At 42.0% G+C, this 22,322-nt stretch carries 16 protein-coding genes; 2 read left to right on the top strand and 14 right to left on the bottom strand.

The annotated features are described in order from the left end of the window. Nucleotide 1: 1 nt before the first annotated feature. The 4 genes from AC1DDK_RS12735 to AC1DDK_RS12720 all read right to left on the bottom strand — a co-directional run bounded on the left by AC1DDK_RS12735 (nucleotide 2) and on the right by AC1DDK_RS12720 (nucleotide 6,018). Nucleotides 2–2,425, bottom strand: coding sequence for a TonB-dependent receptor domain-containing protein (locus AC1DDK_RS12735; protein ID WP_288878988.1), 2,424 nt, complete (start codon nucleotides 2,423–2,425; stop codon nucleotides 2–4). After that, on the bottom strand, nucleotides 2,415–3,761 hold the full coding sequence (locus AC1DDK_RS12730) for an HTTM domain-containing protein (RefSeq protein ID WP_337716548.1): 1,347 nt from the start codon (nucleotides 3,759–3,761) through the stop codon (nucleotides 2,415–2,417). Before AC1DDK_RS12730 ends, AC1DDK_RS12735 begins: the two co-directional genes overlap by 11 nt. Continuing rightward, nucleotides 3,751–4,839 carry an imelysin family protein gene (locus AC1DDK_RS12725; RefSeq protein WP_288878985.1) on the bottom strand — a complete coding sequence of 363 codons (1,089 nt, stop codon included), beginning with the start codon at nucleotides 4,837–4,839 and terminating at the stop codon, nucleotides 3,751–3,753. The genes AC1DDK_RS12730 and AC1DDK_RS12725 overlap by 11 nt, the downstream gene beginning before the upstream one ends. Nucleotides 4,840–4,917: 78 nt before the next feature. Further along, nucleotides 4,918–6,018, bottom strand: a complete 1,101-nt coding sequence (locus tag AC1DDK_RS12720) for a DUF4856 domain-containing protein (RefSeq protein ID WP_288878983.1) — start codon at nucleotides 6,016–6,018, stop codon at nucleotides 4,918–4,920. A 141-nt stretch (nucleotides 6,019–6,159) separates the two neighbouring features. On the opposite strand from AC1DDK_RS12720, the gene AC1DDK_RS12715 reads away from it, so the two are divergent. Together AC1DDK_RS12715 and AC1DDK_RS12710 are read left to right on the top strand one after the other, a co-directional pair. Next, nucleotides 6,160–6,834, top strand: coding sequence for a response regulator transcription factor (locus AC1DDK_RS12715; RefSeq protein ID WP_172659770.1), 675 nt, complete (start codon nucleotides 6,160–6,162; stop codon nucleotides 6,832–6,834). Next, nucleotides 6,834–8,072, top strand: coding sequence for a sensor histidine kinase (locus tag AC1DDK_RS12710; RefSeq protein ID WP_477633943.1), 1,239 nt, complete (start codon nucleotides 6,834–6,836; stop codon nucleotides 8,070–8,072). Before AC1DDK_RS12715 ends, AC1DDK_RS12710 begins: the two co-directional genes overlap by 1 nt. Here AC1DDK_RS12710 and AC1DDK_RS12705 read toward each other — a convergent pair. From AC1DDK_RS12705 to AC1DDK_RS12660, 10 genes are all read right to left on the bottom strand, one after another. After that, nucleotides 8,069–8,452 carry a sigma-70 family RNA polymerase sigma factor gene (locus tag AC1DDK_RS12705; protein WP_246269423.1) on the bottom strand — a complete coding sequence of 128 codons (384 nt, stop codon included), beginning with the start codon at nucleotides 8,450–8,452 and terminating at the stop codon, nucleotides 8,069–8,071. The genes AC1DDK_RS12710 and AC1DDK_RS12705 overlap by 4 nt on opposite strands. 275 nt (nucleotides 8,453–8,727) lie before the next feature. Then, on the bottom strand, nucleotides 8,728–10,941 hold the full coding sequence (locus tag AC1DDK_RS12700; RefSeq protein WP_172659768.1) for an outer membrane protein assembly factor BamB family protein: 2,214 nt from the start codon (nucleotides 10,939–10,941) through the stop codon (nucleotides 8,728–8,730). A 92-nt stretch (nucleotides 10,942–11,033) separates the two neighbouring features. After that, nucleotides 11,034–11,759, bottom strand: coding sequence for a hypothetical protein (locus AC1DDK_RS12695; protein ID WP_172659767.1), 726 nt, complete (start codon nucleotides 11,757–11,759; stop codon nucleotides 11,034–11,036). Between the two features lie 2 nt (nucleotides 11,760–11,761). Next, nucleotides 11,762–12,139, bottom strand: coding sequence for a GntR family transcriptional regulator (locus tag AC1DDK_RS12690; protein WP_172659766.1), 378 nt, complete (start codon nucleotides 12,137–12,139; stop codon nucleotides 11,762–11,764). Between the two features lies 1 nt (nucleotide 12,140). Further along, nucleotides 12,141–12,920 carry a hypothetical protein gene (locus AC1DDK_RS12685; RefSeq protein ID WP_172659765.1) on the bottom strand — a complete coding sequence of 260 codons (780 nt, stop codon included), beginning with the start codon at nucleotides 12,918–12,920 and terminating at the stop codon, nucleotides 12,141–12,143. Between the two features lie 7 nt (nucleotides 12,921–12,927). Further along, on the bottom strand, nucleotides 12,928–13,758 hold the full coding sequence (locus AC1DDK_RS12680; RefSeq protein ID WP_172659764.1) for an ABC transporter ATP-binding protein: 831 nt from the start codon (nucleotides 13,756–13,758) through the stop codon (nucleotides 12,928–12,930). Nucleotides 13,759–13,897: 139 nt separating this feature from the next. After that, the gene (locus tag AC1DDK_RS12675; RefSeq protein ID WP_337716546.1) at nucleotides 13,898–15,139 is read right to left on the bottom strand and encodes an MFS transporter; all 1,242 of its coding nucleotides are present in this window, start codon (nucleotides 15,137–15,139) and stop codon (nucleotides 13,898–13,900) included. A gap of 4 nt (nucleotides 15,140–15,143) precedes the next feature. Continuing rightward, nucleotides 15,144–17,543, bottom strand: coding sequence for a hypothetical protein (locus tag AC1DDK_RS12670; RefSeq protein WP_477633942.1), 2,400 nt, complete (start codon nucleotides 17,541–17,543; stop codon nucleotides 15,144–15,146). 16 nt (nucleotides 17,544–17,559) lie between these two features. Next, nucleotides 17,560–19,242, bottom strand: a complete 1,683-nt coding sequence (locus AC1DDK_RS12665; RefSeq protein ID WP_477633941.1) for a RagB/SusD family nutrient uptake outer membrane protein — start codon at nucleotides 19,240–19,242, stop codon at nucleotides 17,560–17,562. A gap of 2 nt (nucleotides 19,243–19,244) precedes the next feature. Beyond that, a complete protein-coding gene (locus tag AC1DDK_RS12660) occupies nucleotides 19,245–22,295 on the bottom strand; it encodes a SusC/RagA family TonB-linked outer membrane protein (protein WP_337716543.1) in 3,051 nt (1,016 codons plus the stop codon). Nucleotides 22,296–22,322: the final 27 nt, after the last annotated feature.

The following is a 22,322-nucleotide window of genomic DNA, read 5'->3' as shown; positions in this document are numbered from 1 at the left end:
TTTACAACTTAACCTGCAGCGTTAAATAAAACGTCCTGTTATCAGACGGCAAAATACCCGGCCCGGGATAACCATCTGCCCTACGGGTAAAATACTTCTCATCCAGCAGGTTATTGATACTTCCAGATAAGGTAAACAACTTCCATCTGTAGGTTGCGCTAAGATCCATTACCTGATACGCAGGTACTACCCCATCAATTGCCCTATCTGATCTTTCAGCATTGGTCGCATCAGAATACTGTTTACCAACATGAGAAAACTGGTAAGCAACATCAAAAAGCTTATTCCCAAAAGAAACACCTGTACGAAATAAAATAGGCGGAACAAATTCAACCAGATTATCCTTTCGAACCGATGGGTCCAAACTGGTGATATATCTCGCATCTATCAACGCAAAATTGGTATAAACGCTGAGTTTATATTTACTGGTTCCTTTACTAATAGCCTTCAATAAATCACCTTCTATTAAGCTCTCAAACCCAATATTACGACTATCCCCTATGTTTTTCCTTAGGCGGTAGTTTTCCAGATTATCAGCGCTTTTTGTGTTTACTGAACCAATGCGTTTATTGTATTTCAGATAAAACAAGCTCAGGTCGTACCGCATCCAGGAGTTCACATGACCTCTTATACCGCCATCAATGGTATACCCCTTTTCATCTGACAGAGTAGAATCGACGCGGGCATTCGGATTGACAACCCTGATATCGTTGAAATTTACACTGCGATAGTTTTGTGATACATTGGCATACAGTTCAATGCCCTTCATAGGTTTATATGAAGTACCTAAACCAAAAAAGACGAAGGCCCGGTTATTTGTTTTCTTCTCAAAATTCTGGATGTAGTAAAAATCATCATAAGGACTTGATTTGGTGGCATAATACCCGTCTGCTTTAGTAGAAATAAACTCGAACCTCGCACCCGGAGTAACGCTCCATTTTTCAGTCAGCTGGAAAATATTCTCGGTAAAAACCGCCACATTAGTCCCTGGAAATTCATAACCGGAGCCACTCGGAAAGCTACCTGTGTATTTAAAAGTCGGGCCGCTGCCATCATCTGCATTCCCCTGATTGCGCAGGGTTAAACCCTTGTAAACCCTCACGCCCCCCAAAAAGGTACTAGGCTGATTGTTTACTAATTTATACTGATGAAGCAAACGTATCTCTGACCCAAAATTCTTAAAAGTATCGTCCAGTAAATCACGCTGACCTCCAGGGTCCGGTCTGTTGATATAACTTAGTATGCCTAGTGCCTGTCTGCTACCATGTAGATAATAGCTACGCCAGTTAATTTTCGTATGGTCATTAAACTCATAATCAAGGGTAACGCTAGCCAAATTCCAATCTACCTTAAACCAGTTTCGGGCGCGGTTAGACTGACTTGGATCAGCTTCAAATTCCTCATCAGTTAAGCCGCCCGGTAGCTGCGCCAGGTAATGCATGTAAGTGTATTCACCCGTTACTTTGAGCTTTGGTGTAAACTGGTAATCGAGGTGCAGATAAGCCCCATTCTGGTCAAAATGACTGTTTGGACGCCAACCATCACCACGTTTATATTGGTAGTAAGCATAATAATTCAGCTTTTTTACCTTGCCACCAATACTATTAAAAGAATTAAAAAATCCATAGGAACCTGCAGTTTGGCGACTGGTAACCTCCACCGGTTTATCTGCAGGGCCTTTTTTTAGCTGGAAATTTATCAGACCACCAAATTGTGTCCCATACTGCAAACTGGCAGCACCGCGGATAATCTCTATCCTGTCCAATGCTTCGGCAGGTGGTGTATAGTAACTTTCCGGGTAACCTAAAGCATCCGCGCTAATATCATAACCGTTTTGACGAGTGTTAAAGTTCGATACCCGACTTGGGTTTAATCCCCTGCCTCCAATGCCAAGCTGAAGTCCGCCACCATCATATTCAATAATGTTGATTCCCGCAACACGACTGTATATCTGCCGGGTATTGTTAGTGGCCAGGTTTGCATTCAAATTTCCTACATTAACCACCTCAGTTTTTTTCCCCGCATAAATGGCAGTTCCTTCTACCTGCCTTAAATTGCCCGATGCCATTCGCTGACTGCTATCCTGTACATTGACTTCGTTTAATTGTCTGGTATCAGCATCTTCTAAAGCGATGTTAAGGACAATATTGCCGTTAACGTTGATTTTTTTACGGAAGTTTTTTGCGCCTACCAGGCGAACAAGCAGCTCATATTCTCCGCCAGCAATTTCCTTAAACTCAAAATTACCATGCTCATCACACGCGGTCTTCAAGCCTCCGGGAGCCAGGCTCACAGTTGCACCACCGGCAGCCTGATCGTTGATTTGCACTTTACCATTAATGGTATAGTTTTGTGCAAACGCGTTTAAAAAACAGATATTAAACAGTACAAAAAGAAATATTTTACCAAAGGTGTTATTTTTCATCTTTAACAAGGGGTAGTATCCAGGTATAATGACGCCAGCTAAAAGGCTGTCTGGATAGATCAATAGTGGGGTTAGTAAATGGGCGCGAACGTTCTCCGTTCAGCGCCACGTAACATTCTGCATAAACAGCCGGATCTTTTAGCCCGCGCTGTTTGTATACCGATGCCAGATAATGCGCATAGCGCAAGATCAGATCGGGTTGGGTACTCATCATTTTATCCTGTAAAGGAGTAAGAAACTCATTGTTATTAACTTCATAAATTTTTCCGGTAGAAGGTTCTTTAACATAAAAAAAAGTATTGCCCGATTTTTCCATCAGCATTACACGCCACGAAAAACGGTAACCCTCTTCATACCAGAACAACTGACCGGGATAAGCTAAAAACCGTAAGGGAACAATTAATTGAACACAAAAATAGAAACCTAAAGCAACCATAAACATGCTGTTTACGCGCGCAGGCAAGTGATAAACACTATGATCGGAAGTAGTTTGTCCCGGGCTTTTAATTCGGTTCAGTAATTTTTGCTGAGCGGAAGAGCTGAAGAAAATATAGCTACAGATGATCATCACATAAGGGAACATCCCTATGCCGGGAAAAAACAAAGCTGTAGCCAGATGGAAGCCGATCACAAAAACATAGGCGATGGGACGGGTCTTCCGGTTAACTAAAAAGAAAGTGATAAAAAGATCATATAGTGCACCAAACCAACTGAAAAAATAAGCCACCCAGCTTTTGTACATCAAACCGCCGATCAGTGGCAGATGGCTTTTGGCAGGCAGCCAGATTTTCATGGGCGTAGCGTCCAGTAGCCAGTCAGGACTGAGTTTGGCAAGTCCTGCAAAAAAGTAAACCACTGCAATTTGCAAACGGATAATACCAACGGTCCATAATGGGACCATATCACGCCTTAAATCAGGCCATATTTTTACATCAATGGAAAAATACCGGTTTGCAGGAAGCCAGATCATTAAAAACCCAACCAGACTGATAAAATAATAGTGATTGAGATAGTTGGTCGCATCAATCATTTCAATATAGGTGAAGGACAGGAAAAAGACCACTGCTGTAATGCGGTACAGAAGTCCCGCAGCCATTCCCAGAGCTGAAACGCAAGCCAGCAAAAAAAGGAGGTGCATCCCGGTACCACCAAGTGGATGCACCCACTCAAACCCCCAGTAGTTAAAGTAAAACCGGGGCGTCACATATAAATCTGTTATCCATCCATTGAGCCAGAAACGCATAATTCCGGCAAACATCATTAACCCAAAAAGCACCCTGAAAATAACCAGCGGTGCAATAGATACAGGCTTCTGAAAACAATGATTAATCACCATCAGTATCCTGATAGGTAATACGCACGCCTGTTGCCGAAGCTACATCGGTCTTAATCAATGTCAATAGTATTTGTATCTCACGGTAAGCAGCCTCAATTTCTGTTTTCTTATTGGCCAAAGCAGTTGAGAACGGATCAGGTATCGCATTCAGTTTAACAATAGCTAAATCAAACTGTTTAATTACGTCATCACTTAATGGTTTCTTATTTAAAGCGACCAGGTAATCAGACATCCCCTTACCGCTATTGTTTCCGGTAAACATCTTTTTAAGGTTAGTCAGGTTTGCTACCGCCAGTGAAACAGATATCCCTGCGTGATAACCCTCTGTTTTATCCGGATATTGAACTCCTCCCGATTGTTTGCCAAATGGCCAGCCAATACGAGGTCCTTTCATCTGGTCCATTTCATAGGCGAACTGGTTGATCAGAAAAGCAATAGGGCTACCTGCATCAGAACGTGTATTTTGTACAAATTCTGCTTTGTAGGTATTTTTCCAGGTAGTAACTACACCACCGGTAAGCGTTTTCATTCGTGCAAGCAGATCCTGTACATATTTTTTACGGTTAGCAGCACTGCTACCACTGAATTTAGCCAATGCATCGGGAGCAAACAACACATAATCAAGCGAAGGAAAACCTTGCTGATCTATGGTGGAATTTTGCGTCAGGTCGTAAGTTCCACGGGTAATGTTTCCGTCAATTACTGCGTTATCTGCCGGAAACGTATTTAGAAAATTATTAAGTAAAACCCGCTCTGAAGGTCCGAACTGATTTACCGATACCTGCTCATATTGCAGATATGCAGTCTTAAATGCAACTTTTAAAGTTTGTTGGTTATCCGCATTCGGGGTGGCAAGAAACGTATTTGCAGTGGTTTCCAACTGGGTGATTTGGTCCTGTAGCCCCATATATGCAGGAATAATCAAATTGTCAGCATAGTTCGTTAGCATACCGGCTTTATCAAAGCCATCTGCTTTCGGACCATTATCTGTGCCCGATTTTTTAGAGCAGGCAACGATGAAAACTGTAATTGCCAGTATGGTGACTCCCATGCCGTATTTGATTCGATTGATATTCATATTCTTTAACTTAATGTATTAACAATGAAAGCTCCTGGCGCAAAAGTGCCAGGAGCCTTACTAAAACAAAACTGCTATTTAGTTTAAACCGTAGGTTGTTTTTAATATATTTTGTGCCTCAACCAATTTAGTAAAATTAGCCTCGTTGATTAATGTATAGAAATTAGTACCGATTGTTGCTTTAAGCTTCTGGTAGTTTGCGTCCGTTAATTTACTGTTTGCAGGGCGATATTTGAAGCATGAAATAAATCCATAACCTTCAGATAAAGCATGGAACTGCGTAGGCAGGTCACCAACGCTTACTGAATTAGTAGGTATTGTAGTGTAAGCAAGTGCCGCGGCAGCAACCAATTGCTCCCATTTAGCCTGAATAATAGTGATCTGCTCTTTTACAACTAGGTAATCTTTAGCCCCAATTGCCGCACGGCCTTTTAAGAAAGCGTTGAAAATTATTTTACCTGCTTCAATTCCTTTACCGCGTTCAGCAAGATAACCACCCCATAATAATGGTCTAACCGCATCTGTGTTAGCATAGGTTTTGTCCGGATTGTAATCAACAGGTACACCTAAATAACCAAAAGCTTCATCCCAGCTGCGTTGCATAGCTGTTGTACCATTAGTAACAGTAACATTATTAGCATCAGGCACACTGTTTAGGATATTAATAGCTTCTTTAAAGAATAAAGCGCCCATCATACCTTTAGCTACTGCCTGGTTGTACTCTAAACCTGTTGCGCTTACCAGTCTTTTTGAAGTGCCTTTAATAACGTAACCAGCACTACCGTTTGTAGCTTCAATGGCATTTTTAGTACTGTTTGCAGCTTGCTCCACAAAGTATCCTGTGAAAGTTTCAGCATCAGCAGTTTTGTCAGCCAGTTTCACACCAGATGCGTTTAGAGTTGCATCAGTTGTAAATGGATTATTAGTATTGTTAAAATAATCATTTGCTTTTGTTGAAGTAATGGTAGCATTTAATGCAGTTCCAAGGTAAGAGTTCAACTCTAAAGCCATTTTTACCCTTTGCGTCGAAGCAGTGTAGTTTGCTCCGGCGAAGTTGTAGGTTGTTGGCACTTCATAAGGAGGAATAACATCATCCTGAACATTATCTTTCTTACACGAAGCAAGACCCACAACAGCAAGGGCAATAAATACTGAACTCTTAAAGTATTGAATTTTCATTTTTCTATTTGATTATATAATTTATCACTATATTGTTTGTATTAAGTCTAAATAAGTGCTAATCTTGCTGCAAATATTAAAGCCAATTCTAAAGAATTTCTAAAGAGTCTAAAAAAATCGTATTTAATTTGAATAATAATTATGAAGGTGTTGTTTGTAGAAGATGAACCGGTACTATTGGAAGAAATGGAAACCTATTTCAGCTCACTCGATTGCATATGCGAACAGGCTATAACTTTTGGTCAGGCCGAGCAGAAACTAAGGGACTACATGTATGATGTTGTAGTGCTCGACATTACCCTGCCCGATGGAAGCGGGATAGACCTCATAGAAGACATCAGAAAAAGCCATCTGGAAACCGGAATCCTTATTCTCTCGGCAAAAGATTCGCTTCAGGACAAACTGAATGGATTAAATCTTGGCGCCGACGACTACCTCACAAAACCTTTTTACCTGGAAGAATTGAACGCCCGGGTCAACGCCATATACCGCAGAAAAACATTAAAAGGTGCCGAACAGATCACATTCGACGATTTCACCATGCACCCTTCTTCCAAATCATTCTTTTTCAAAGACAGCGAGGTAAGCCTAACCAGAAAGGAATACGACATGCTCATTTATTTCGTCATCAATAAGAACCGTGTGGTGAGCAAAGCATCAATAGTTGAGCACCTTTGGGGAGATCATTTCGACCAGAGTGATAACTTCGATACGGTATATGTACACATGAAGAATCTGAGGAAAAAACTGTGCAACATTTCCGGCAAAGAATACATCAAAACAGTATATGGAATGGGTTATAAGTTTACGTACTAGTGAGGCTCTTATCAAAAATTAGTTATTATCATTTTGGACTAAGTGCATTKGTTTTAGGCATTACCGGCTGCATGCTGTTCCTTTTTCTGAGGCATGAAATATCTAAAGAAATAGAGGAGCAGCTGGAATTACAGACCGATATGGTTGCCGAAGAAATCCATATGGGGCGAACGGTAGCTTTCCCATTGGTAACCATCACCAAGGGCGATGAAAGCCTGATGAAGCTGCCTAAAGTTTTTAAAGACACCCTCATTTATGATCGGCTCCAAAAAGTAACTGAAGGGTACTACTACTTCTCAGAGAGCAAAAAGATCAATGGTCAGCCCTACCGCATTAGGGTTATGACTACATATATTGGCTGGGACAATTATTCTAAAACCATCCTCTACATTTTCCTGTCCATAGCAGTCCTGTTAATTGTACTTGGCACGTTGGTCAACTATTTCATTAGCAGCAGGATATGGAAACCATTTTTAATAAACCTGAAGCGGATGAAGGGGTACTCTGTAAGTTCAAAAGAAGAATTACAGCTAACGCGTACTGATGTGACTGAGTTTAAGGAAATGAACAGCGTACTTATCGATTTGGCGGCCAGGGGCAAAAGGGAATATACGGCTTTAAAGGAATTTACTGAAAATGCCTCACATGAAATTCAAACCCCTCTTAGTATCCTGAAAACGAGATTGGAAAGTATTAGTCAGCAACCATTAACGGGAGACATTGCGCGTTTACTTAACGATGCAAAAGAAGCAACAATACGCCTTAGTAAAGTAAACAAGGGTTTGCTGCTGCTGGCCAAACTGGAGAATAATGCATTTACCGACGTACAATGGGTATCCTTAGAGAATACGCTGAAACGCAATTATGATTTAATGGAAGACCTGTTTCAGCATAAAGACTTACAGGTTGAACAGCATATTGAGTCCAAGGTAGTGTATGCCAGCTCATTCCTGATGGAAGTTTTGATTTCTAATTTGCTAACAAATGCCCTTTCTTATACCGATGCCGGTTCCAAAATAGTTTTTAGCCTGAATGAACATTCGCTGGCGATCAGTAATGAAGGAGAACCGCTTTCTTTCCCTGAATCTAAGTTGTTCACCAGATTTGGCAAAGGAACTGCCGGGTACAAAGGCAATGGTCTTGGATTATCAATTGTAAAGCAGATTTGCAACATTAATAAGTGGCAGGTTACTTATCATTATGAAAACAACATGCACAGATTTAGCATTGCTTTTTAACCCACCCCGCAACCAATCCCTACGCTAATCAATATAAAATACGCCACATCCGACTGGTTAAAATGCGTTCTCAAAGTCTTCAATGCCGCGATAAGATGGTTCTTCACCGTGTTCCTAGATAAATGCAACTGCTCTGCAATTTCATCATAGCTAAGCCCCTGGTACCGGCTCATTCGAAAAATCAGCTGTTGCTGTGGCGGCAGCTGCACCAAAGCACTTTCTGTAAACTGCCTTAGGTCGCTTAACAACAAAGACTCTTCAGTTTCATTGATTACCTTTTCCATATCCGTCCAAAGCGCATCAATAGCCCTTTGCAACGTGGCCAGATCTCTTAGTGCATTTAGCGCCAGCGTTCTGGTAATGGTATACAGATAAGGCAAAACTCCTCATTTAACCTGTCGCGGTTAACTCAAACATTTAACAAAGCATCGTGAACAATTTCTTCAGCCCGTTCCCTGTTTTAAGAACCTAAAACAGAAAACATATAGCTTATTGAAATGCAAGTCAAAAACCTGCCTGAATGCACGTTCATCCCCCTGTTTCAATGAAACAGTCAGTTCCAGATCGGAAAAGTTACTGTAAGCGTTCATAAATATCTTTAATCCCTTCCAGTAAAGTTATATAAAATATTTAACAGTAGGTTAACATTTACTTACTAAAGTGTAAACGCCACGTACGCATCGCTAGATTTGCCTCCCCATTTTGAGCCTCCGCAGGCAATCACCACATATTGCTTACCATCAGCTTCATACACTGCCGGCGTGGCTACACCCGGTGCAGGTAAATCTGTTTCGAAAAGTATTTTCCCTGTTTTTTTATCTATCGCCCTGAATTTACCATCCGCTGTTGCACCAATAAAGATAAGTCCGCCTGCAGTAACCACCGGGCCTCCGTAATTCTCGCGCCCTGTAGTGGGCACTCCTTTCTTTTTCAGTTCTTCAAATTCACCAAAAGGAACTTTCCACACATATTTCCCGGTATTCAGGTTGATGGCATTTAAAGTTCCCCATGGCGGACTGATCGCAGGATAACCTTCCTTAGTCAGGAACTTGTTATAACCCGTAGATCCATAAGAAGGCTTTGCTGCCTTTGCGGTTTTGGCCTCTGATTTTCCGGTATAAGGCTTTGCCTGTTCAGCTTTAAGATCAAGAATAAATGATCCTATTGCGTTTTTTTCTTCTTTACTCAGGTGATTAAATCCCGGCATCATCCGCCTGCCTGTAGACAACAGCTCGGTAAACTGCGTTAGGTTATATTTCTTCTCAACACCCACTATCGACGGATAATCCCCTGCACCCAATCGTTCCGGACCATGGCAAACCATGCAATGCTTATTATACAAGGCCGCGCCTGCTTCCAGATTCGTTTGCGCCGTAGTTACAGGCGGCTCATTCTCCACAAGGTTCAGCACCCAGGCCATTTCATTGGCATTTACGTACAGGATATTTGATTCAGGATCAAAAGCCGGGCCTCCCCACTCGCCTCCACCGTCATACCCCGGAAAAATAATGGTTCCTTCTTTGGTCGGCGGAGTATATATTCCCTGCGAACGATAAGTTTTAAAGCGCTTTTTAATATCCTGTTGAGATGAATCACTAACCAAAGTATTCAGGTCGTTCTCTGTTAAGATCTGTCTGGCAAAAGGCTTAGGCAAAACAGGGAAAGGCTGGGTTGGCCAGAGTTTCTCACCAATAATTGGCGTATTTGTAATCATCTTCTTTTCCACAATAGGGAAAAGCGGCTTACCAGTAGCCCTTTCGAAAACGAAAATAAGCCCGGTTTTAGTAGTTTGCGCTACCGCATCTATCTTTTTACCCTGACGGGTTATCGTAGTCAATATTGGTGGACTGGAAATATCCATATCCCATACATCATGGTGTACAGTTTGAAAATGCCATTTCAATTTCCCGGTAAGGACATCTAAAGCCAGTACACAGTTGGCATAAAGTCCTTTGCCCAGTCGGTCGCCACCATAAAAATCATTGCTTGGGTTACCCGTTCCGGCAAACAACATTCCTCTCTTTTCATCCAGACTAAAGCCCGACCAGCTATTTGTGGAGCCCATGCGTTTATAGGCCGTTTTGTCTTCCCAGGTTTCATATCCGGGCTCTCCCGGCATAGGAATGGTATGGAACACCCATTTCTGTTTTCCCGTTTTCACATCAAATGCGCGGATGTATCCCGGCGTTTCCTCACCTACATAACCGCTCAAAAAGAACAGGTTTTTATAAACCATAACGGGAGAAGTAGGCGCTACAAAAACCTTGCTTTCTTCTCTTCCAAGCCCCTTCCTAAGGTCTATCCCACCGTCTTTACCAAAACTGGAGATCAGTTTACCGCTAACCGCATTTATTGCAAAGGCAATTGGTCCTACGGTATAAATGATTCGCTTATCGGCTCCTTCCTGCCAATAAGCCACACCCCTGTTCATGTTTACACTATTGCGGTGCCATGTTTTATTTATGGTAGAATCGGCCGGATCAAAATTCCATTTTTCTTTTCCGGTAGCCGCATCTATCGCAAAGAGCTTTAGCTTTGGAGATACTCCATAGAGTACGTTATTAACGATGATGGGATTACACTGAATGGAACCAAATTTAGTATTGTCGTTTTGCTCCGAATGATATACCCATGCAACCTTTAGCCGGCTTACATTACTGGTATTGATCTGTTTAAGCTTCGAATATTTTATATTTTCACCATTACCTCCGGTAACTTTCCAGTCTCTGTATTTACCAATGGTATCAGCATACCTGGCTGTTGAAGCAAAATCAAATGTGCTATTTGATCCAATTTTATCACTTTTATAAGCCAGAAGTAATCCGGAAACAGTCAGCAATCCCAAAAGATGCTTTTTACTAATAGTCATACAGGAAATATTTTCCGTTAATTTATTAAATTATCTGAAAATATAATGGCTACCGTTTCCGGATTATGGTAATATTATTATGGCATCAACACTTATTCTGTTTTAATGGCCTGTAAGGCTTTGCCGTTTAAAGAAACCGTTGCCTTATCGGAAATGGTATAATGCGTTTTGGTAATGTTAGGATCCATCAGGTCAAGACTTCCCTCACCAGGAATATCAAAAGCCGCCGTATCGATCTGGTTTGCCGAAGAAATAACCAGGCTGGCATTCCCATTGTCCTTATTACCTATTACCGCATTTAACTTGCCCACTTTCAATTTGTCTAAAAATGCACTGGTGTATTTACCCAGATCCAACTGCATCGCATCTTGCTCGAAACCGGAAATATTAATGTTGCCGGAAATATGGGCCCTTTTTTCTTCCTCTTTGTCTCTGTGATATGCACGACTGGTTAGCTTAACAGTACTTGGCATGATCAGGATCAATTCATTGTCCCAAATCTGAAAACCGCCGTCTTTAGCTGCTTTTGTCAGATCTATTTTTATCGAATTTCCATTTTTTGTCCATACCAGGTTTCCCTTAAGTCTGTCTCTTAACCACAGGCCCGGGGTTTTACCCTTCTCAATGCGGATGGTAATTCTGTTTGCCGACTGCAATTCGACTTCGTTTACATCTTTAACAGAACTAAATGTTAAACCATAAAACCGATTTTTATAGTCTCCTTTTAAAAAGGATGCCTTAAGGCTAAAATTATAGGCGGTAAGGCCAATAAATGTGGCAACCACTGCTGCTAGTATAAACATTGTGCTGGTTTTCATAACTATTTTGTTTGGTAGTTTTGTGCTTTAAAAATCTCAAATCGCTCAGCAATATCTTCTACGCTAATGCCAAGCAGATACATGCTTTTGAATAACTCCGGTAGCTCCTGCCCCAGAAAACGCTCCTTGCTGTAATTCTTTACTTTCTGTACTGCATCTGCAGCAATAAAGAAACCGATGCCCCTTTTGTTGGCAATTACCTCTTTACCTTGCAGAAATTCATACGCCCTTACAACAGTTAGCGGATTCACCTGCAGATCGGATGCCAGCTCACGTACCGAAGGCAATTTTTCCTCAGGCAACCATTTTTCCAACATGATATTTTCAGTTACATAACCTGCAATCTGCATGTATATCGCTTCATTCTCTCTAAATTCCATCTTACACTTGTTTTTCTTTTAGCCTGAAGTAAGTACTTATCCAAAGGATTACCGAAATCAAAATGGCTACTGTTGCCGCAATAATATAACTTGTTTGTGTTGGCTCAATATATATATTCTCTTTTTTGATGATAAGGCCGACCATGTTAAAGGGAATCCCATTTTCAATCTCCTCCTGAAATATAGTATGAAGTAAAACCGGGTTTAACAGGCACAACACCGCAATAAAAATGAAAAAACTGAATACCGTTTTTATAAAATGGAGCTTCTCAAAAAATACCGCACCAAAAAAACAGATAGAATGTAATATAGCGAACACTAAAAATGACACCCACACTTTCCTATCAGGAGAAAATACGTTTACAACCTCTATTTTATCAGGTGAGTTTGCATTCCCGATACTGATCACCAGGTAATCAATAGCATAAAAGCAGCCCAGAAAAACAAGTTGAAATATCACAAATGAGTATAGCCAGGCAACCAGGTATTTTTCGAAATGAGAAGCAGGTAGCGATAACGCCGGAATTGATTTTTTTCTGTCGCCCAGATCGGTAAAGATCAGGCTGGTAAAAATAGTTCCCGAAAAAAACAGGAAATTTACAAACATTGCTGCTTGTATAACAGGGCCCATATGACCCCTGGTACTATAACTTATAAAACCCAGGACTAAGATTAACACTCCAATTAATACGCCTGTGGACATTAAGTACGTTTTGTATTGCTCGGCGGTGTGTTTCTTAAACAGATTAAGAAAGCGGGTAAAGTTGAAAGTTTCGTTCATGATAGCGTTATTTTAAAGATTCAATTACAGCAGTGTGATCATCAATTATCGCATTAAAGAGCAGCTCCATATCAACCTTGTTGTTGTGCTGTTGGTTATTGATGCTAATGGTATTATTGCCGATAGCGTTAGACGCGGTATATAATACTCCCTCTTTATTGGCATTACCCGACGTGGTAAAAAGTAAGCGGTCGCCAATATCATCCAGGCTCTTGTTCAGCACAATTTCCTTTTTGTGAAGGACAAGTAAGGTATCAATCAGACTGTCCAGATCTCTTACCTGGTGGGTAGATATGATCATACAGCGGTCTTCTGTGATTGAAGAGGCCATGATTCTTCTGAACTGAACTTTTGAAGGAATATCAAGCCCGTTAGTCGGCTCGTCCATAATCAGCAATGAGGTATTGGTGGCCAGACCAAAAGTGATCATTACTTTTTTCTGCTGACCAAAAGACAACTGCTTTAAATTGTCATCGGGATTCACATTGAATTCAGCAAGTACTTTATAGAATTGTGCGTGATCAAATTTTGGATAAAAATGAGCCGTACGGCGAACATATTCATTCCCTGAAAGCGACGGCAGTTCCATCTCTTCCGGAATAAAAAACAATTCCTGTAAAAAAGAAGGAAGTCGCTTGGCTGCACTAAGGCCATTAACCTTGCAGGTACCCTCGGTTGGGAATACCAGTCCTGCAATGTTTTTAAGTAAAGTTGATTTACCTGCCCCATTTTTTCCCAACAAGCCATAAATATGGCCGGTCTCCAGGTTAAGGTTCAGATTCCAAAACAGAAGTTCTTTTTTCCTGTATCCGAAACTAAGGTTTGTTAATTCGATCATAGCGTTGTGAATAAAGTAGCACTGTAATACTTATGTAGTACAGTACAAATGTAGATATAGTATTTACATTTCCAAATTAATTCACAAAATATTTTTAATGATTGAATTACAAGCCCTTAGAAGGCATGTAGACCGGATTTTACTCCGGTTCTACAAAATCTAGATCTCTGTCGTGCGTCTCCGGAATAGTAATAATGGAGTAAAACCCGATTGCAAAACAGATGAAACCAACAATAGCCGCAGCATGTAGCTCTAATACAGTTGGTTTCAAAAAGCCGTACAAGGTGGTCATCCCTACCACTGTTCCTCTTACCATATTGGGGATGGTAGTAGCAGCAGTTGCCCTTATATTGGTGCCGAATTGCTCTGCACCAATGGTTACAAACATGGCCCAGTAACCAATACCAAATCCAAGCCACAAGAGCATCATATATATACCTGTGGCGGTGGTTATGCCGGCATATAGATAAATAATACTTCCGATTAAAGTAAACAACATGAATAACCCCACCGCTTTGCGCCTCGATTCCAGATAATAACTGATTACACCGCTCAGCAAGTCGCCTGATGCCAGCCCTACATAACACCACATCACTGCCAAACCGGGCTTAACATTTTCTGCAATGTGCAATGCCTTACCAAATTCGTTGCTAAAGGTGGCCAGAATACCGATCACATACCAGGTGGGCAATCCAATACCTATGCATTTCAGATAAAGCTTAAGCCTGCTCTTATCTGTAAAAAAGGAAAGCAGTGACCCTCTTTTAAGTTCATCAAAGTCCTGCATAGATTTAAACATGCCCGATTCAAAAACACCAATTCGAAGAAACAAAAGCAATATGCCTAATCCACCACCGGTGAAATAGGCATATCGCCAGCTAAAAAGTTCCACGGTAAAATAAGCGGCAACAGCACCAAGAAGCCCCACTCCTGCTACTACTGAAGCACCAATGGCCCTCAGCCTTTTAGGTAAACTTTCTGAAACAAGCGTAATACCCGCGCCAAGTTCTCCTGCCAAACCTACCCCGGCTACAAAACGGAATAGCTTATAAATGCTCACATCGTGTACAAACCCGCAGGCAAAATTGGCGATAGAGTAAGTAATTATGGATCCGAATAAAACCGACAAACGCCCTTTCTTATCACCAAGAACACCCCAAAGTATTCCCCCGATCAGCAAACCACTCATCTGCCAGTTTAAAATACTGGCACCCTGAACAGAGCGTTCCACTTCATTTAGCCCAAGCTCCGTTAAGCTGGGTATGCGTACAATGCCAAAAAGCAGTAAGTCATAAATATCTACAAAGTACCCAAGTGCAGCCACAATTACGGGCGCACTCAGAAGATACTGGGTTGCCGTTCTTTCTTTAGTTACTTCCATTTTGTTATTGATAGGTAAACTCAACTGTGGCAGTACAGGCTTTATCTGAAATTGCCCTTATCCAATGTGCGCTGAACCCTTGTGGGAACTCATAGTTGATCGTTTTACCGGCAGGAACAGTAAAGGTTTTATAGGTGTGAAAGCCGGAAAGGTCAAAATCAACTTCTAAGGTGATCTTCACATCCTTATCAGCACTTAAGGAAACCTTCTTCTTATCATACCCCGTCATAAGATATGGCAGCGATGGTGTGCCCGACTTAACCGCAGCTCTTTCCCAAACGCCTCCATGGCCTGTAGGTTTGCCCATTTTCCATAGGTCATCAATTCCCCCGAACCAAAGTCCATCAGTATTTTTTTCATTGGCAAAGTAGTGGCCATCAGCTTTTGCCCCCTGTTTGGTTCCGCTTAGTACCAGTAACCCTCTCCACGTACAAAAATCTACGATCTTTTTATGGTGTGTGGTAATCGGACGAAGGGCTATGAAACCAGCCTCGCGACCAACCTCATAAAAGGTTCCTTGTATGTTCAGCATAAAGCGCTCCGACTCAACTTCGCGACGATCGCGATAAGGAAAAGTTTCGTAAGCATCCGATGTTTTTGGTAAACGGAAAGTTCCCGTTTTATCTTTGATAATCACAGAAGCCTCATCTACAGAATAGGTTCTACTTAACGACAGCAAACGCTTCATTTGAGAAGTACTGTCTACCGCTCCGTTAGAAAAGGTCAGTTTTTCATCAACTTCTACATACTGACTTTTGCCATTACTGGTCGACAATACCTGCAGGTTTTTGTTGAAGTTTGCAGGGCGAATGACCGTAGAACTAATCTCATCTTTGTCGGTAATATCGCTTAAAGTATTGAACACAGGATCTTGCTTTTCGTGCATTGTTCCGGTAAAATGGAAGAAAGCAGAAGCCCTACAATCCTTATCTGTTTTAAACCTTATCCAGGTAGCTTTAAAATCGGCCGGGAAAATAAAATTCACATAACCATTTTTTGGCACCTTAATTACCTTATAATCTACCCATTTATTATTCCCTGTTTTATCAACCTGTATGGTAAAACTCACTGCCTGTTCTGATGTTTGGGTTAAATGCAGCACTTTTTTGTTGAAATTATTGATCAAAAAGGCATCCGAAGTTGTGTTTGCTTTTACAGCATCGTTATCCCATGGGCCGCCCCAACCGGTTGCACCGCCCCATGTTTTTAAATCGCTCCATTGGCCAAACCAAAGGTTCGATTGAGAGCGACCGGCCATTGGATTTTGCAGTACAGTAGTCTCATCTGTAGCAATTACAATCTGATTGTTCCAGCTGCAAAAATCTGGAATATAGCGCAAGTGGCTGCTTAAAGGCGAAATACCTGCGCTGTTGTTTCTCGAAAAAGTTTTTGGAAAGTCGTACATCATGCCATGCATATCCATCAGCATTTTTCCATTGCCAACTTCCCTGATGCGTGGCCATTCGGTATACCATCCGCCTCTATGGTCGTAGGTACGTGCCGCTTTTGGCAAACGATAAGTATACCATTGTCCGCCATCAAGCAACTTCAAAATTACCGATCGCCTATCCCAGCCTATTGCCCATAGCGGACTTTTATCGTCTGGTGAACCATAAATACCACCGGGTCCTGTGATATCAGTAAATTGTTTTCGCTCTATGATTTTCCAGGTCTTACCATCCCAGCTTGCCAAAACACCCATTTCTTCTGGCCCCTTAGGCAAATCTCCTGCTTTTAGCATATCCTTCGTCAATTTGAAAACAGCATCCTCGCCGTTGTTCGCAACAACAAAGAGGTTTTGACCGGTATAGGCGCCTTTTCCATGCCAGCCGGGTACAGGTTTTTCAAATAGTTTCTTAACAGCAAGGCTATTTACATCAACCTCATACACCTTACCCTCCATATCATAGAAGTATACTTTGTTGGACGGATCAGTCAGGTGCCTTGCGGTTGCGGTCATCCTGCCTGGCATTACGGAAAAGGGAATTGCCCTTACTTTTCCATTTTTATCAATAAAATAGCTACTGGTGATCAGTTGATTCGATTCTTTATGGATCATCCTGTTAGCAGGAGTGCCGCCAATACTTTCCGGATGTATGGTTACATTCAGATCTGCATCTACGCTATAAAGCTTATCTGCACTTCCATTAGGGGTATGAGGAGAATAGGTAACCATCCATAGCTTATTTGCCCATGGGGTTATCGCTMCGATGCCATTTTCAAACCCCTCACCAAATCCTACAGTGCTTTTTTCTGTTTTTGGCCAGCCCTCATTAAACGTAGCTAAATGTGGATATACACCACTTACCTGCAGTGGTTTCGTTGTCTTCTGTCCGAATGTGTTCAAAGATAAAAGTAGTGCCGCCAGGGCAGCACAACTTTTTAAATTAGGGCTAATATTCATTTGTGTGTGTTATAGGTTAATAATTTAAGTTCTGAGTGATGTTGGGGTTTACCCTTCTTTCTACAGCCGGTATAGGCCACAGGTATTGCTTGTTTTTATCAAATTTCCTTTCAATAAGTGCCTTAACATCAGATCCAAAACCCGAKTAATCGGCTATGCCATCATCGTCGAGCGGAGTAATGCCCGGGAAAGGCCATTTTGAGCGGTTTTGATTTGCCGGATCAGGTAAACCAATGACTGGTTTTGTCAGTGCCTTTTCGGCCAGGTGCCAGCGGATCAAATCCATGTAGCGAAGCCCCTCTTTTGCAAATTCTACCCTTCTTTCTCTCCGTACAACTTTTCTAAGTTCTGTTAGATCTGTTGTCGTTACAGCAGGATATAAGGTGGTTTGTGCAGCAGTAACACCATAGGCTCTTGCCCTCACCTGGTTAATGGCATCTAAAACAGTAGCATCCGCTTCTCCCAGTTCTACCTTTGCCTCTGCATAAGTCAGCAGCATCTCGGCATACCTGATAATGATGGCATCGTTGTCTTCGGCAAGTCGGTCGGCCCAGGTTTGGTCAATACCCTTTTTCCAAAGGAAACCGGTATAGCTTGCAAATGCGGCAACCGCACGTGAATCTTTATTGGATACACTTTTGTTCTGTTTTGAACTATAAACCGTTAAAGAATCCGGATGCGGGGTATAATTGTACCCCAGCCATTGGGTGTTGAACTCCACAACAGTTGCCGTGAGACGGGGATCGCGGTTTTTGAAGGGCTGTTTAGGGTCGTACAAAGGCGACTCATCAATGGGTTTACCATCAGTACACTCATAAGCATCCACAATATCCCGTGTTGGCAATTGGGCGCCAAAGCCACCGGCATTTCTGGAAATATTGTCCTGCACATAACCTGCTCCGTTAAAAACCTGTTGGGCCTGATCTCTTGGAATACTGATAATTAGCTCTTTGCTGGTTTCACCTGCTTTTAAAAACAATTGAGAATAGCTGGCATTAAGGCTATAAACATTGGCCGCACCTAAATCCATTACTGCTTTTGCAGCATCGCGTGCCACGTCATATTTCCCTACATACAAAGCAGTTCGTGCTTTTACAGCTAAGGCTGCACCCTTGGTTAACCTTTTCACTTCGGCCTGCGCATAGGTCTCAGGCAAATTGGCGATAGCAAAATCAAGCTCTTTAAAAATAAAATCAAGTACCTGATCTTTACCGGTTCTGGTGATCCCGTATGATTCTTCGAGGGTTAAAGTGGTTGTTAATAAGGGAACGTCGCCAAAATGGGTAACCAGTTTAGCATATTGGTTTGCCCTGATCAAACGCATCTCTGCTTCCAGTCTCAACATCACTGCTGCTGGCGTATTGGCCGCAGCTTTATCTTTATTGGCTAGAAACGAGTTCGCTCTTGCAATGGCTTTGTAACAGTTTAACCAATAAGTTTGCACCGCAGCATCGTCGGCATTCATCGTGCCGCCGATCACTGCATTTGTTAACTGGCCGCGGTGCCACTCATTGTCGCCAAACAATTCGTTATCATTCCCCCAGAAAACCAGTCGGTAAAGGTCATTAACAGCCAGTTCCAATTCGGTTTGGTTGGAATAAAAATTCCCGGTCGAGGCCTCAGAAAGTGGATTGAGGTCGAGTTTATTGCAGGCCGAAAGACCTACAGATATGATGATAATTAAATAGAACTTTTTCATGATTAAAATTTTAAGGTTGCACCGGCCAATATTGTGGTTACAATTGGGTAAGCATAGTTTCCGGCTTCAGGATCCAGATATTTTGGAAACTTACTGGACGAAAACAGGTCGTTAGCTGAGACATAGAAACGGAACGACTGAATGCCTGCCTTTTTTATCCAGCTTTCCTTTAAAGTATAGCCCAGCGTAAGGTTTTTTACACGAAAGTAAGAGCCGTCGATTAACCAAAAGTCAGACAAAGTATAGTTGTTCGACGTAGAGGTACGCGATAACCTTGGATAAGTGGCCTGAAGGTTTTGCTCGGCAGTATTATTCGGGCTCCAGAATTTCCCAACCATTTCAATTGGTACGTTTCCAAAAGCTTCGGCAAATGGTTGGGTAACTTCGTCGTTTAACCGGCTTAACTTTTTCCCAACTCCCTGAAATACTGCACCAAAATCAAAGCCCATATAATCAAGTCTTATATTTCCTCCATACTGATAGCGGGGTAAAGCTCCGCCAAGCAACACCTTATCGTCGGTAGTGATCTTTCCATCATTATTCAGATCCTGGTAGCGGATATCTCCTGCTTTAGTGTTTGCATTTAGCACTGGTGCTCCCGCAACTTCTGCCGCTGTCTGAAATATCCCATTGGCTTTATAACCAAACCATTCATTGTATTCGCTGCCATTACGGATAATCTGATCACCTCTAAATTCTGTCCCTTTTAGATCTCCGATTTTTGATTTGGCGTCTGAAACGTTCGCTGCAACAGCGTAATTCACGTTCCCGATCTTATCTTTCCAGCCCATTTCCAGTTCCCATCCCTTCACATTTAATACCCCCGCATTTTGGTTAGGCTTGTCATATCCTAAGTAAAGCGGAATATCAAGCGGCAAAAGGATATCGTAAGTTTTCTTTTTATAGTAATCAGCAGAAACGGTTAACCTGTTATCAAGAAAAGCTGCATCTAATCCCACATCGGTGGTCTGACTGGTTTCCCAGCTGATATTCTCTACTGCATATACCTGTTGTCCGCCTCCAGTTAACGGGGTAACAACTCCATTCTGATAGAACAGTGCATTTGTAAAATCTATGGTTGCCTGGTAAGGATAGTAAGCGGGGTTATTGTTCCTGTCTAACAATCGTTCATTACCAGCACGGCCCCATGATCCTCTTAATTTAAGGAAAGAAAGCCAGTTCATACTTTTCATAAAGCTTTCTTCGGTAACTGTCCAGCCTGCCGAAACCGATGGGTATACCGCATTTCTGAATTTATCAGCAAATCGGGAAGATCTGTCTGAACGGATATTTCCCTGGATGTAATACTTGTTTTTATAATTGTACTGCAAGCGACTGAACAGGGAATGTAATCCTGATTCGTTTGCACTGCCCGAGTTGTCTCTCAGTTCTGTACTTCCGGCATTTAAGTAAGGAAAATCAACAAGGGCAAAACCGGTTCTGGAAGCACCCAAAGATTCAAGTGACCTGTAATTTTCTTCATAACCCACAAGCACATCAATGGTATGGTCTTTTGCAATCTCTCTGGTATAGTTAGCAAGCAACTGCCCGTTAATGCTAAAAGCCTCATTTCTGCCTTCGCTCAGGATAGTTTTAGGCTGGTTCACAATGGTACTTACACTGCCATCGGCATTGGTAAACTTTATTTGTTTAGAGAAATACTTGTCCTTATCCAGATCAAAAGTTGGTGCTACCTGCATGGTCAGCGTAAGTCCCTGAATGGGTTTGTAATTAAACATAATGCGACCGCTGATTTGATTTGCAAGGGTTTTACTAAATCCTCCCTCATTGATCTGGGCAATTGGGTTTCTGCCATCCTTTCCAAAAGCCAAAAGCCCGTTGGAATAGAAATCATCATAAATTGGAGGCATAATACGCGCCTCATAAATGGGATTGTAGTTGTTACTTAATTCATTTGCATTGCCTTTGTTGGTTGTTCTTTTATAGGCAACATCTAAGTTGATATTCATTTTGCTGTTCAGCTGCAGGTCGTTGTTGATACGAAACAGGTATCTGTTGTAAGATCTGTTGTCGTAAAATGCTCCGGCATCTGAATAGCCCAGCGAAGCCTTGGTTTTTATTTTATCAGTTCCCATGGTAAACACCAGATCATGGCGTTGGCGTGGGGCCGATTTATTGGTCATAACGGTTTCCTGCCAATTGGTATTTGGATACTTATCCGGATCTGCCAGGTTGTTTTCCAGGTACTTGTCGATACTTGATTGTGGAAAAGGGCCGGTAGAAGCACCATCATTAGTAGCCTGCTCATTAAAGTAGCGCATATAATCCTGTACGCCTGCATATTCAGGTAATGCGGTTGCTCTTTGCACGCCATACTCGTAGTTATATTCCAGACTGCTCTGCCCCTGTTTAGCTCTTTTAGTAGTTACTAAAATTACGCCTGCCGCCCCTCTTGATCCGTAAATTGCAGCCGAGGCAGCGTCTTTTAGTACCGTAATGTTTTCAACATCATTTGGGTTTACATTATCAATATTGCTTACAGGCACCCCGTCCAGAATAATTAGCGGGCTGTTTGTTCCAATGGTAGTAATCCCCCTGATAGAGATGTTGGATCCGGAGCCGGGAGCACTGCTGGTACGGGTTACAGAAACACCGCCAACACTGCCTTGCAGGGCTTCAGAAACCTGAAGTGTTTGCCGCCCTCCTACATCCTTTGATCCTATTGAAGTTACTGCGCCGGTAAGGTCCTTTTTTCTTTGCGTACCATAACCAACTACTACAACCTCGGTGAGGTCCTTATTATCGACCAGCAGACCAATTTGAAGTGGTTTACCCGTAAGTTCAACAACTTGGTCCTGGTAGCCAACAAATGTTAACAGAATGGTTTTTGCTTCGGAAGGGGCATTTAAGGTAAACGCACCTTCCGCATTTGTACTTGTTCCCTGCCTGGTGTCTGTAACAGTAATACTAACACCCGCCAGAGGTTGTTTTGTGGTGGCATCGATAACTTTACCCGATACTTTTTTGGTTTGCGCGACGGCTGCATATTGCAGGCCTAAAAACATCGCCAGAAGTAATAATTTTCTTTTCATTTATATTTGGTTAAGTTTTAAAAAAGA

The organism is Pedobacter sp. 05T44 (assembly GCF_056395985.1).
The sequence above is the reverse complement of the archived record's forward strand: the minus strand, read 5'-3'. Positions and strand labels throughout refer to the sequence as shown.